This is a genomic window from Halopseudomonas sp. 4NH20-0008 (genome assembly GCF_057548395.1).
The window spans coordinates 1-14,240 of sequence record NZ_BAAJMD010000013.1; the positions used below are offsets into that span (position 1 = coordinate 1).

General features: G+C 55.2%; 10 protein-coding genes. All 10 read right to left on the reverse strand.

Annotated features, from left to right (window positions below):
- Positions 1-102: 102 nt before the first annotated feature.
- Positions 103-2,451, reverse strand: coding sequence for an efflux RND transporter permease subunit (locus AC27HQ_RS13145; RefSeq protein WP_487156634.1), 2,349 nt, complete (start codon positions 2,449-2,451; stop codon positions 103-105).
- 24 nt (positions 2,452-2,475) lie between these two features.
- Positions 2,476-3,588, reverse strand: coding sequence for a WD40/YVTN/BNR-like repeat-containing protein (locus tag AC27HQ_RS13150; protein ID WP_487156635.1), 1,113 nt, complete (start codon positions 3,586-3,588; stop codon positions 2,476-2,478).
- A 221-nt stretch (positions 3,589-3,809) separates the two neighbouring features.
- Positions 3,810-6,185, reverse strand: coding sequence for an efflux RND transporter permease subunit (locus tag AC27HQ_RS13155; protein ID WP_487156636.1), 2,376 nt, complete (start codon positions 6,183-6,185; stop codon positions 3,810-3,812).
- A 421-nt stretch (positions 6,186-6,606) separates the two neighbouring features.
- Positions 6,607-9,258 (reverse strand): aminopeptidase N, encoded by a 2,652-nt coding sequence (gene pepN / locus AC27HQ_RS13160; protein ID WP_487156637.1) that lies wholly within the window; start codon positions 9,256-9,258, stop codon positions 6,607-6,609.
- Positions 9,259-9,268: 10 nt separating this feature from the next.
- A complete protein-coding gene (locus AC27HQ_RS13165; protein ID WP_487156735.1) occupies positions 9,269-10,093 on the reverse strand; it encodes a DUF2797 domain-containing protein in 825 nt (274 codons plus the stop codon).
- An 8-nt stretch (positions 10,094-10,101) separates the two neighbouring features.
- Positions 10,102-10,368, reverse strand: coding sequence for a YeaC family protein (locus AC27HQ_RS13170; RefSeq protein ID WP_487156638.1), 267 nt, complete (start codon positions 10,366-10,368; stop codon positions 10,102-10,104).
- 19 nt (positions 10,369-10,387) lie between these two features.
- Positions 10,388-11,233: a rhomboid family intramembrane serine protease gene (locus AC27HQ_RS13175; RefSeq protein ID WP_487156639.1), complete on the reverse strand. Its 846-nt coding sequence runs from the start codon at positions 11,231-11,233 to the stop codon at positions 10,388-10,390.
- Position 11,234: 1 nt separating this feature from the next.
- A complete protein-coding gene (locus AC27HQ_RS13180; RefSeq protein WP_487156640.1) occupies positions 11,235-12,203 on the reverse strand; it encodes a metallophosphoesterase in 969 nt (322 codons plus the stop codon).
- A gap of 2 nt (positions 12,204-12,205) precedes the next feature.
- A complete protein-coding gene (locus tag AC27HQ_RS13185) occupies positions 12,206-13,090 on the reverse strand; it encodes an NAD(+) kinase (protein WP_487156641.1) in 885 nt (294 codons plus the stop codon).
- Positions 13,091-13,199: 109 nt separating this feature from the next.
- A complete protein-coding gene (locus tag AC27HQ_RS13190; protein WP_487156642.1) occupies positions 13,200-14,033 on the reverse strand; it encodes a hypothetical protein in 834 nt (277 codons plus the stop codon).
- Positions 14,034-14,240 lie beyond the last annotated feature (207 nt).

Consider the following 14,240-nt stretch of genomic DNA (forward strand, 5'->3'; position numbering starts at 1 on the left):
AAGCTGGAAGCTGGAAGCTGGAAGCTGGAAGCTGGAAGCTGGAAGCTGGAAGCTGGAATAAAAAACCGCCCGAGTTGGGCGGTTTTTTATTGGCTGCGCGTATCAGCTGCGCAGCTTCTCCGGGCGAATCAGGAAGCGTGCCAGGGCTGGCAGCAACCACAAGGCACCGAACATGTTCCAGAGGAACATGAAGGTCAACAGGATGCCCATGTCGGCCTGGAACTTGATCGCCGAGAAGATCCAGGTCGCTACCCCGATAGCCAGAGTGAAGCCAGTGAAGGTCACCGCCTTACCTGTCGTCTTCAGCGTTTCGTAGTAGGCTTCCTGCAAAGGCAAGCCTTGACGCAGATAGGTCTCAAGCCGGCTGTAGATATAAATACCGTAATCCACACCGATACCCACACCCAAGGCGATCACGGGCAGCGTTGCCACCTTGACCCCAATCCCCAGAAACGCCATCAGGGCATTGGCCAGAACCGATGTCAGCGCCAAGGGGATAATGATGCAAAGCACGGCCCGCAATGAGCGGAACGTCAGCAGACACATGAAGATGACTACCGCATAGACAGTCAGCAACATCTTGGTCTGGGAAGCCTCGATGACCACGTTGGTCGCCGCTTCAATGCCAGCGTTACCTGCTGCCAGCTTGAACTCGAGGTTTTCGGTGTTGTACTCGGCGGCGAAGGCCTCGATCTCATCGGTAACCCGCGTCAGGGTATCGGCCTTATGGTCCTCAAGGAACAGCATGACCGGCGCCAAGGAGCAAGAGGCGTTGAACATGCCAGAGGGGGCGCGGCTGATGGCATTGTTCAAATTGTCCTGATTACGCGACAAAGTCTGCCATTTGAGGCTGCCCTCGTTATTCCCCATGATTACCTGTTTACCTACCGTCACCATGGATACAGCTGACTGCACGCCAGGCAAATTCTGCATGCGCCATTCAAGCTGGTCGATTGCTTCCATGGTCTCATAGGCCGAACACATTTCTTTGGGCGTTTTCACCATCACAACCAGTACATCCGAGCTGGTCGAGTAATTGTTGATAATGAAATCGTTGTCCAGGTTATAACGCGAGTCCGGACGCAGCTCCGGCGCACCCGGATCAAGATCGCCAATCTCGACGTTTTTGCCGTGATAGATACCAAAGGCAAAGGCTATGACGGCCAGCGTTACAGATACCGGCGCCACCTTGGGATGGGCAAATTTGGCAACCTGGACCCATAGACCCTGTGGCCGCGATGCCATATCACGGTTGCGCTCTATTGCCCGCTTGCCGATGCCGATGTAGGACATAAGGATCGGCAACAACATAAGGTTGGTAAGAATAATCACACCCACACCGACTGAGGCAGCAATGCCCAACTCGCGGATTACCTCGATCTCAATCAACAGCAGTGTGACAAAACCAACAGCATCCGACACCAGCGCAACGATGCCCGGAATGTAGAGGGCCCTGAAGGCCCGGCGAGCTGCAGTATTGGCATCATCGGCATTGGCATATTCAATCGCCATGCCATTGATGATCTGCACCCCGTGGGAGATACCAATGGCAAAGACCAGGAAAGGTACAAGTATGGAATAGGGGTCAAGGCCAAAGCCCATGGTCCGTAACAGCCCCAGTTGCCAGACCACGGCGATTAACGAGCACAGCAGCGTGGTTAATGAGCTTTTGAGGCAGCGGGTAAAGATCAAAAGTAGAACAAAGGTAATCAAAAGGGCCGCGCCGAAGAACATCACTACCTTGATGATTCCCTCGATCAGATCACCGACTTTTTTGGCAAAACCGACAATGTGAATACTGATATTGGGGTTTTCGTTCTGGAACTCGTTACGGATCTTCTCTTCCAGCAAGCGCGAGAATTCCCCGTAATCCAGTTTGATCTGCTCAGACTGGTTGTCGGGATTGGGGAAGGATTCCTGCAAAGGCACTTCAATGATAGTGGACTTGAAGTTGTTCGCCACCAGCCTGCCGATTTCACCCGACTTGAGGACATTCTCCCGAAGCTCATCCAGGTCATCTTCGCTGAGATAGGCCGGACGATTGGCCACCGGACCGCCGTCAAAGCCGTACTCGGTCACTTCCGTCCAGCGCACATTGGGCGTCCAGAGCGACCTGAGGTTGGAGCGGTCTACGCCCGGCAGGAAGAACACCTCGTCATTGATGCGCTTGAGGGTTTCCATATATTCGGTTGAGAAGATGTCGCCATTCTCGATGGCTACGGCAATGCGTATGGAGTTGCCCAACCCGGCCAGATCATCCTCATGCTCAAGCATGTTGACGATATAGGGATGCTTCAGAGGGATCATTTTCTCGAAGCTGGTATCGGGCTTCACTTGCGCTGCCTGGTAGCCGAAGAACAGCGTTAACAGCGCAAAAATGAGTAATACAACCAAGCGGTGATTGAAGATCAACCGCTCCACGAGGGGAGCGGTCTCCTTATGCGTGGACATCCAGAGTCTCCTGGTATCTGTTTTTTATTGAGCGGCGGGGCTTCCATCTGGGCCGGCTTTGAATACGCCGGGCTGACCAACCAACAACATGTTGCCATTCGGCAGCGACTTGGCAGATGCCAGGGCCACACGATCCGAACGCACAGTCACGTTAAAGGTACGACCACGATCATCACTGGTAAGTACAACGCCACCCGTTCCGACGACCACCAGCTTACCTTCGCGGGACAAGCTCCCACTTGACAGGGTAGATTCGACCGGACCATTACCGGGGGTCATCAAGCTGACCTGCTGCCAGTTATCACCAAAGTCTTCAGAACGGAACATATTGCCGCGCAGGCCCCAGGCCAACACAACGCCTTGCTCGCCAGTACCACTTACGCCAAACAATGAGCCGTCATAGGGGACGTCTTCGTAGGGATCAAAAGCCTCCCAGGTGTCACCGTAATCGGCAGAGCGATACATGGTGCCCATCTCACCGACCATGAACAAGCCGGTATTGGCGATCTCGGAAATAGCGTTGTAATGGAAGCCATCCGGGTTATCGATGTCGTCAGTCAGATCTTCCCAGGTTTCGCCGCCGTCATCCGTACGCAAATAGATGCCATAGGCACCAATAGCAAAGCCGGTCTGGTTATCACGGAACCAGACATCCATAAGAGGGCGCTCAAGCAAGCCGCCTTCCTGCACCTCTTCTTCCAGGGCCGGATCACGGTATTGCATGGTCCAGGTTTGACCTGCATCACTGGAGTGAAGAATCAGCGAGTCGTGACCCACTGCCCAGCCATGATTTTCGTCACTGAAGTAAACGGCTGTCAGCATCTGACGGGTAGGCACAGGTGCCTGCGTCCAGGTTACACCCTGGTCATCGGAATAGACGATGTGTCCACGGCTGCCCACAGCTACCAGTCGTTCGCCAGCCCGGGCAATATCCAGAAGCAACACTTCAGTCGCCTTCTCGGACATGACAGCCGGGGTTGTTACCGGTTCTGCATCCTGCGCGAGGACAAAACCTGTAGGTGCAGCCAAAGCAGCCGAAAAGCTCAGGGCCATCAGAATCTGACGAGACAGAGAAGTTTTGCGACCTTTGCCTGACTGACAAAGAGATAAAGCGCGCCGCTCGATGGGCTCACGCATACACCATTCCCCCTTATTCTTATAGGAAACCTGTCACACCGGACAAGCATGGCAACCGCCACAGCGGTCAAATAATAGTAACGGGCTTTAGCTGGCAGTGCCAACCGGCCACCGTTATCTTTTGTTAATTCCTGCACTGCTACCAACGAGCGAACAGCATGCCCATTGCGCTGAAATCGGAACGCCTCAACCTGAGGGTAGAAACGCTCCGATATCGGTTATCAGTGCTTGATACCCTTGGATGCAGCGGCCATTTTTTCCGGATTGATCAGGAAGCGGGCCAGTGCCGGCAGCAACAGAATGGCGCCGATCATGTTGACCAGGAACATAAAGGTCAGCATCAGGCCCATATCAGCCTGGAACTTGATTGCCGAGAAGACCCAGGTTGCCACACCAATGGCAAGACACAGACCGGTGAAAAGTACGGCCTTACCGGTTGAACGCAGCGTCTCGTAATAGGCTTCCTGCAACGGCATGCCCGCGCGCAGGAAACTCTCAAGGCGACTGTAGACATAGATGCCGTAATCCACCCCGACACCCACACCCAGGGCAATAACCGGCAGCGTTGCCACCTTCATACCGATCCCCAGGAAGGCCATCAGTGCATTACCCAGCACCGAGGTCAACACCAGCGGCAGTACCACGCAGATGGTTGCCGGCAGTGACCGGAAGGTGAAGTAACACATGACACCAACCCAGACGTAAACCAGCAGCAGGATAGTCAGCTCAGAGCTGGCAATTTCCTCGTTGGTTGCGGCTTCGATACCAGCGTTACCAGCCGCCAGCAGGAACTTACGGTCCTCGGTGTCATACTCCGCCGCAAACTCCTGAACGGCCTTGACCGCATCGCTCAAGGTTTTTGCCTTGTGATCGTTAAGGAAGATCATGACCGGAGCCAACGAACAGGTATTGTTGAACATGCCTTCAGGTGCGCGGCTGACGGCACTGTTCAGGTTGTCCTGGTTGCGCGACAGCGTCTGCCACTTGAGGTTGCCCTCGTTGTTACCCATCAGTACCTGCTTGGCCACCGTCACCAGCGACACGGCAGACTGCACGCCAGGCACGTTGTTCATGTGCCATTGCAGCTGATCAATGGCTTCCATGGTTTCGTAGGAAGAGCACATCTCCGGACCGGTCTTGACCATCACCACCAGTACATCCGAGCTGGTCGAGTAATTGGAAATGATGAAGTCATTGTCCAGGTTGTAACGCGAGTCAGGGCGCAGTTCCGGCGCGCCTGGATCAAGGTCACCGATCTGGATGTTGGCTTTTTGGTAGAAGAAGCCAGCTGTGCCACCCACCAGAGCGAGGATCACCAGGAAAGGTGCGAGTTTCGGATGCGCCGTGTAGGACAATGCACGCCAGAACGGGTGCTCACGCAATGCATCCGCCTTGCTGCGGGCAATCGCCTTCTTGCTGATACCCAAGTAGGAAATGGTTACCGGCAACATGATCAGGTTGGTGAACACAATCACACCCACACCCACCGAGGCACCGATAGCCAACTCGTGAATAACCCCGATATCAATGACCAGCAGGGTAATAAAGCCAACAGCATCGGCCAGGATGGCGATCATGCCGGGCAGGAACAATTGACGGAAGGTACGACGGGCAGCAATAAGCGCGTTGTCGGCCTCGCCGGACTGCAGGGCGATACCATTGATCTTCTGCACACCATGGGAAATACCGATGGCAAAAATCAGGAACGGTACCAACATGGAGTAAGGGTCAAGACCAAAGCCCAGCAAACGAATCAAACCCAACTGCCAGACCACCGCTACCAGCGTGGTAACCAGAACGGAAATGGTACTGCGCACGCAACGGGTGAACCAGAACAACAATACCAAGGTAATCAGCAGTGCGATGCCGAAGAAGGCAACCACGGCAGTGAGACCTTCAATCAGGTCACCCACTTTTTTCGCAAATCCAACGATATGGATCTGGATGTTCGGGTTTTCGTCCTGGAACTGGTTACGGATTTTCTCCTCCAGCAAATCAGAGAACAAACCGTAATCCAACGGGATCAGTTTGGACTGATCATCCGGATCCGGATAAAACTCCTGAAGGGGTACTTCAATGATGCTCGATTTGAAGTTGTTGGCCACCATGCGGCCAATCTCACCCGACTTGAGCACATTGATGCGCAGATCTTCAAGCTGCTCTTCATCCAGATAAGCCGGGTGGCTGGCAACCGGACCACCGTCGAAACCGTATTCGGTCACTTCCGTCCAGCGTACATTCGGCGTCCACAACGAGCGCATGGCAGAACGGTTCACGCCCGGCAGGAAAAACACCTCGTCGTTTACACGCTTGAGGGTTTCCATATACTCGGTGGTGAAAATATCACCATCCTTGATGGATACAGCGATACGAATGGAGTTGCCCAGGTTCGCCAGATCGTCCTGGTGATCCATCATATTGACGATGAACGGGTGCTCCAAGGGAATCATCTTGGCGAAGCTGGTATCGGGGCGTATTTTGCTGGCGTGGTAGCCAAGCACAATTGTGATCAGGGTAAAGAGGACAATAACCAACAAACGGTTATTGAACACCAGCCGCTCCATAAAGGTTTCGGCTTCATGAACATTATTCGACATCCCGACTCTCCAGGCTAACTAGCCATCGATCATTGTTTTTGGAATACAGGCAACGCACAGACTGCCAGAACACGCTGTGGCAGAACTGAAACAACTGAGGAGTTCAGTCGGAGATCTGCGCCGACCTTGCACACGCTCAATTCTGCGCCTCCCTGAATGACAGGCACAGATCAAAAGGTGGTACTTGTGGGTATTGCTTCCAGCAACAGGCTACAGGCCTGTGTCTGCAAGACCACAAATGAATCGCGCCGCTCAGATGAACCTCGCATGCATCAACCCCTTTTTATTGTTATCGGATGCTGCGACGCAGGGTCGCGGCAACATGATATTACAGCGTCTTGGGCAACTTCACTACACACCACTCGGTTATCTTTTGTGAACGGAGCCAGTCGGATCGATATGATCCGACAGATCCCCTTACTTAAGCCAGCGACTTGCTGACCACTTCAAAGACGTCCGCAGATAACTGTTCCGCCGCTCTGATGCGCGCCAATTGGGCTTTTACCAACACCTGACGATCCTCGTCGAGCTTGCGCCAACGCGTCAGCGGCGTCATCAAGCGCGCCGCAATCTGCGGGTTCAGCGAGTCCAGTTCGAGAATGCGATCAGCCAGAAAAGCATAGCCAGCGCCATCCAACGCATGGAAATTGACCAGGTTCTGGTTGGCAAAGGCGCCAATCAGAGAACGCACCTTGTTCGGATTGCGCAGACTGAAGGCGGGATGCGTCATCAAAGCTTCAACCCGTTTCAGAGCCCCCGACTGACTGCAGGCTGCCTGGATACTGAACCACTGATCCATGACCAGAGGGTAATCGTGCCAGCGCTGGGCAAAGTCAGCCAGCGCCGCAGCTTTCTGCTCTTCGGCCGTGGAGTTGACCAGACAGACCAGTGCGGCCTGGCGATCGGTCATATTATTGGACTCAACATACTGGCGCACGCAGACATCAACCGCCTTACCCGAATGACAGAGCATCAAGTAGCCCAGCAGGGTGTTCTTCAGACTGCGCCGTGCCATCTCGTCGGCTGCTGGACTGTAGGCAACCTGATCATTCAGTTGCTCATAGAGTGGCCACATCAGCGGCTCCAACCTTATGGCCAGTTCATGCCGGACCCAATCACGCACGTGGTGAATGGCGTCAATATCAGCAACATCTGCCAGTTCGACCAGATAGGCCTCGGAGGGTAGCCGGAGGATTTCAGCCACCATGGCCGGATCCAGACACTGATCGCTTAAAACGGTCGTGAACACATCGAGCAAGCGCTGATCCAGCATCAGCGGTCGGCCAGCACGGTGAATGCCAATCAGGCCCTGGATAATCTCGACCGCCAGTGCCTGAGCCGCCTCCCAGCGATTAAAACCATCCGGGTCGTACTTGGCCAGAAATACACGATCATCGCGACTATAGGGGTAGGTCATCTTGACCGGCGCAGAAAAGCCCCTGAGCAAGGATGGCAAAGGCGCTTCGGTCAGGCCCTCGAACACAAACAGCTGTTCTGCCTCGGTGACGGAAAGGACAGTTTCAGCGCCCCGCTCTGTGGCTTCGCCCTGCAACTTCAAGCTCAACTCACGACCGCTGGAATCGAGCAACGCCAGACGCAGCGGTATCACCTGCGGCAACTTCTGGGCCTGTCCCGGCGTCGGCGGACAACTCTGGCGACAGAGCAGGCTGAAAGTGCCTGCCGACTCATCGAAACGCCCCTCAATGGCCAGCCGGGGCGTACCCGCCTGACTGTACCAGCGTTTGAACTGGGTCAAATCCAGCCCATTGGCCTCTTCCAATGCCATGACAAAGTCATCGCAGGTAACGGCCTGACCATCATGGCGCGAGAAGTAAAGATCGGTACCCTTGCGGAAACCGTCAGCGCCACACAGGGTATGCAGCATGCGCACCACTTCAGCGCCCTTTTCGTAGACCGTCAGGGTGTAGAAATTGGAAATCTCTATAAAGGAATCCGGCCGCACTGGATGGGCCATTGGGCCGGCATCTTCGGCAAACTGATTAGCCCTGAGAAAGGTGACATCTTCTATACGCTTGACAGTGCGCGAATTCATATCGGCACTGAATTCGGAATCACGGAATACTGTAAAGCCTTCCTTCAAGGACAACTGGAACCAGTCGCGACAGGTCACCCGATTACCCGACCAATTGTGGAAATACTCATGGGCTACCACGGCTTCAACTCGTTGAAAGGCCAAATCCGTTGCAGTATCAGGATGCGCCAAAACACAGCTGGAGTTGAAAATGTTCAGGCCCTTGTTTTCCATGGCGCCCATATTGAAGTCGTTGACCGCGACGATCATGAAGATATCCAAATCATACTCGCGACCATAGACCTCCTCGTCCCAGCGCATGGAGCGCTTGAGACTGTCCATGGCGTGGCCACACTGTTCACGGTTTTCCGGTTCGACATAGATACGCAGGTCGATACGTCGACCCGTCATGGTCGTGAAGCTGTCCTGAATCAGACACAGATCGCCCGCTACCAGGGCAAACAAATAGGCCGGTTTGGGGAAAGGATCCTCCCAGGTTACCCAGTGGCGCCCGCCCTCTTGCTGACCCGAAGCGACCGGATTGCCATTGGACAGCAGGACCGGATAATCCCCGGCATCGGCGATGACCGTGGTGGTAAAGCGGCTCATCACATCGGGACGGTCAAGGTAGTAGGTAATCTTGCGAAAGCCTTCGGCCTCGCACTGGGTGCAGAACATACCGCCGGATTTGTACAGCCCCTCCAGCGCGGTATTGTTCTGCGGTTCAATTCGGGTCGTCAGCGCCAGTTCGAAGGTGTCCTGGGAAACCTGCAGGGTCAGTTGATCTTCATCCAACTGATACTCATCGGCACTCAACAGACGGTCATCCAGGGCAATACTGATCATCTCCAGCTGTTGGCCATCAAGCACCAGTGCTGGCTGAGCACCCTGCCCTTTGACTGCGTTCAGGCGCATGGCCAGCCGACTGTGCACCAGGGCGTGGTCCTCAAACAACTCGAAGGTGAGGTGCGTTTCATCAATCCAGTAATCGGGCTGCTGGTAGTCCTTGAGGTAAATGGTCTTGGGCTGTTCGGTACGCATGGCTTGATCCTCAGGACACACTGACGGAGAGTGTGTAGGCAGTATATTTGCGAATATTGATGACGCCGGTATCAAGCAGCAGATATTGCCCCTTGATACCCAACAATGTGCCCTCAAGCACAGGGTCTTTTTCCAGATTGACGGACTGTGGCTTGACGCTGTATTCGAGAACCGGATAGCTGATATCCAGAGGCTCTGCACTCGCCAGCAACTGGATAGCCTGCAGACCGAAGCGCTGCTGCAGATCAGCAATACCCGGTGCCGCCTCTTCCAGCAGGCGCTCTCGCTCGGCGAGCATATCCAGTGCAGGCGGCGCGCCTTTGAGCAGCGTTCGCCAATTGGTTTTGTCTGCCACCTGCTGACGGAGCAAGTCTTCGACAAAGCCAGACTGCTGACGGGTGGCAACACGCAGTATCGGCAATGCCTGGGATGCACCCTGGTCGATCCACCGCGTAGGCACCTGGCTGGCACGGGTTATACCAACCTTGAGACCGGACGAATTAGCCAGATAGACAATATGATCGGTCATGCAGAACTGCTCACCCCAGGCCGGTTCACGGCAGGTCCCCTGCTCGTAATGACAGCGCTCAGGGCTCATGATGCAGGTATCGCACTGTGCCAGACGGGTCATGCAGGGATAACAATAGCCCTGACTGAAGCTTTTCTTGGTACGGCGTCCACAATGAATGCAGTGAATATCGCCAAGGGCGTGCAGCCGCAGGGTTTTACCCAGCGCCTGATTCAGTGGCAACAACTGTTCGCCAATCGGCAGACTGTATTGCACCGGGCTGTCCAGTTCGCCGCGCAGCTTGCGAATGCTGCCCTCGCCTGCCATGACCCCCATCAGTGAAGAGTATCCTGGCCTGTCGAGAAGAGCAGGTTAGGGATCTCCTTTTTCTCCGACTTGCAGTGCTGCGGGCCCATATAGCCAGTGCGCTCTTCTTCGGGCAGGTTATCCATCTCCCAGGCAATCATCGCCTGCAGACAGAGTTCTTTCTGCTCCTGGGTAAGCTTGCGGCCATCTGGCCACTTGCCAATCTCCACAGCCACCTTGAGACTGTCATAGACTTCAGGGGTAATACTGCGCAGCATGTCGAGGAATTGCGTCATGGAAGCCTCCGACGGCAAGTTAATCCAGTTTGGTTCGTTGTCTTTGCACGGCGCCCGCCAGCAAACCGGCCACGCAACCTGTCAAAAGCCCGCTGACATGGGCGGTATTGGCGATGGCACCAAAGCCGAGCAAGGTCACCAACCCGCTCAGACATAGCACCAGCCAGACCAGCATCAGGGTTACCACCCCGCGTGGCAAATCAAAGTGCACGTTTGGTGCCAGCCACTGGTACAGCCAACAATAGCCCAGTAGTCCGTATAGCACCCCGGACAGGCCACCGAACAAGCCGTTGCCACCCACCCACCATTGCGCCGTGTTCGACACCAGGGCAAACAACAAGGTCAAGCCAAGCAGAAACAGTCCGCCAGAGCGCAGCTCAATGCGTCGACCAAGTTCCCAGTACCACAGGGCATTGAAGGCCAGATGCATAATGCCAAAATGCAGAAAGATCGGGCTGATCAGGCGCCACCACTGGCCAAGATCCAGCTCGCTAGCCAGGTAGCCATCAGCCCCCACGGGTACGATGGTGAAGTGCACTATGGTCTGCGGCGTTGAACCCAGCCCTGTCAGCAAGGCAACAACGGCGGTGATCGCCAGTATCAGCAGCGTAACCGGAATCCTGCGCGGCATCAGCGCCCAGTGCAGGCCTGACGATTGCGGCCGAACATCGGGCCTATGTGGCCCAGGCACGCCCTGTGCGTATAGCGCGCGGACTATCTGGGCACCTGCTTCGTCATGCGTCCAGATAACCTGCCGGTCATTTTCCTCGCTGATCCGATGCACGACGCCCCGGCCACGCAGAAACTGCGTCAAACCACTCAGGTCTTCTTCCAACGGACAGTCCATAGCACGATACATCATCACCTCAAGCCAGTCTCGGGACGTCAACCCAGACAAAATGATCACGCTGCAGGTGCGTTTCACCCTCCCAGCGGTAGGCAACCAGTTTGCCATATTTGACCGCACTGTAATCCAGACAGGCCAGATTGGGTCTGATCGGATGCGGCTTACCCTCTTGCCAGTAATGACCGACGAACAGGATGGGTTGCTCAGCATCATAAACCAGCAGTTCAGCCTTCTGATCGTCAGTCAAGGGGCGGCTTGCGACCTCATCCGGTAGCGCATCCGGCTGAAATACAATATCTCCATAGGTTTCCGGCGCTTCTTCCCAGAACTTGGTGCGGAAGAAAGCCCGATTGAAGCCATCTTTCCCGGTCATGGTCATGCCGTGCGGCAAGCGCATATCCATGCCCCGCAGCAATCGTTCCAGCACCTGGGCGGCGAAGCTATCACGCGCCAGGGCAGACTCCAGAAACTCACGGTCGATACAGCCATCGGCATACTGCGCCTGAAAAGGAGTAATGAGGCTTTGGTCCCAGCACGCATGCACCAGTCGAAACTCACCCATATCCAGAAATAACGGCAGCGTATAGAACCACTCGAGAAAATAGGCCCACTCGTCAGGCCAGGCGGCAAACTGCTCAAGTGTGTCAGCTATCATGCGCCGATGCCGGTCTGTATGCTCACGAATAAACTGGCGACCGGTCCCTGGCGGCGCCGGTGTGGTCCAGGCCAGGGCATTCAGCTCGTGATTGCCCATGATGCAGCGCGCACTGCCCGCCTGGACCATATCATGTACCAGGTGCAGCGCCTCACGGATTCTGGGTCCACGGTCGATGATGTCACCAAGAAACAACGCCTGACGTCGCGGATGCGACCATACCCCCTGAATGCATCTGTACCCCATCTGCTCAAGCAACCGCTCAAGTGTCCGGGCACAGCCATGCACATCGCCAATGATGTCATAGCCGGCAAAGGGCAAGACCTGGGTCATGCTCATTGTTCGGTCAAACGGCTTGACCAGCCAAGCTTGCCACGGCAGGTAGCATAAAAGTTGTGATCAAGTGGATGGATCAGTTTCAACTTCTGCGGCTTCTTGCGTATTGTCAGGCTATCGCCGGGAGCACAAGCAATATGCACCTGGCCATCACAGCTGACCTGCGGATAGATACCATTCTGTTTGGAAATGATGATCTTCAGTTCGCTGTTGGCATCCACCACAATGGGGCGACTCGACAGGGTATGCGGAAACATGGGTACCAACACCATGGCATCCAGACGCGGATGCATGATCGGTCCTCCGGCGGACAAGGCGTAGGCCGTTGAGCCGGTCGGCGTGGCAACGATCAACCCATCGGACTTCTGGCTATACACAAACTGGCCATCGATATACAGCTCGAACTCAATCATCCGGGCCGACTTGCCTGGGTGCAGGACAACGTCGTTCAACGCCTCGCTGGTACCCAGCTGCTCATCATCGCGACGCACAAACGCATCAATCAGAAAGCGGCTCTCAACACTGTATTTGCCGTTGAGCACGTCACCAACACGGGTTTCAATATCATCCGGGGAGATATCGGTGAGAAAGCCCAGGCCGCCCCGGTTTACGCCCAACACCGGCACATTGTAGCGGCACAGGGCACGGGCAGCGCCAAGCAAACTGCCGTCGCCACCCACCACAATGACCAAATCACAGATTTCACCCATCATCTTGCGTGAGCAAACCTGCAGCTGGTGGCCTGGTAACAGATCAGCAACGGCGTCTTCAAGTATGACCGTGTGGCCGTTGTCGAGCAGAAAGCGTTTGAGGCGCTTGAGGGTATCCACTACCCTGCCGCTGCCAAGTCGACCAATAAGGCCGATATTGCGGAACTGCTCCATAGCACCTCACCGTGTTACTGAATAAACCTGTGGGGTGTGATTATCCGCAGCCAGCAGCAGGCTGGCAAATGGGCAGGACAAAAGAAGCGTGTCAGAACGTGATCAGTACTTATTCAACATCGCTTGGCGCGCGATTCTGTAGTTTCAGCAGGTCACGTTTGAGGGCCATGTTCAATTTTTGCTGCTGGGCCAGCTCGTTCTTGATATCGCTCAGCTCACCCTGCAGAACAGTCAGTTGCTCGGCATGCCGCAGTCTGAGCTGATCAGACTCGGCTTGCCGCTGCTGCCTGAGGCTCTTCAGTTGGTTTTGCAGCTCGCTGACCTGGGCCACATGCAGCGCACGCTCCACTTCGAAATGCTTTGCAGTAGCTGATGGTTCAGGTTTGGGTTTGGCTTCAGCGGGCGTATCTGCATAGGCGTTACTCTCCCCGTACCAGGCATCTTCCGCAGCCATTTGCAGACGTTCGGTGGGAATGACCGCAACGGCTTCATCATCATCACCAATGATACCCAGGGTATTGCGCGTCACGGACTCCTTGATCAAGACCAGATCGGAGCGACCATCACGTTGCCCGGGCTTCCATAGCGCATTCTTGTATTTCGGCGTGGGGTTAAACCCAAGACAAACCAGGCGAATAGGCCCGCCGCCCATATCCGGTCCACGCCCAGCTTTTTCGGCAAGCGTCCGCAAGGGCATATTCCAGAGCGGGCTGATATGCCCCTGCTGATCGAAATCCAGGGTAAAAAATACCGCCGCGCGCACATGTAAGCGATTGCTGATCTGCAAAAAAACCGCCTCGATGGTTTCGTCGGCAAATTCCGGCGTGGCCATCATGCCATCGAGCAGGGCTTCAAACTCCGTGTACAACATCTCCTTGGCGATGCCGCGCTCGGAAAAGAACAACACTGCTTCGGTTAGCAAGGGCTTGCGCGTTGTGTTCATTGCGTTCTCCACGCCGGGTCCATCCAGCCGTCACTGATCATTTACGTCACTTTACGCTTTTTTTTGGCAATTGCACTTTGGAACGCAAGTGTAGTGAAAAGTGCAATGGAGGATTGTGATGCAATTGGCAATACTGTCACTGCGACAGCATGGCGAAGCCGGTTGGAGCAGGAGATACCACGGCAGGCGTGGACCATCGGGCAGGCC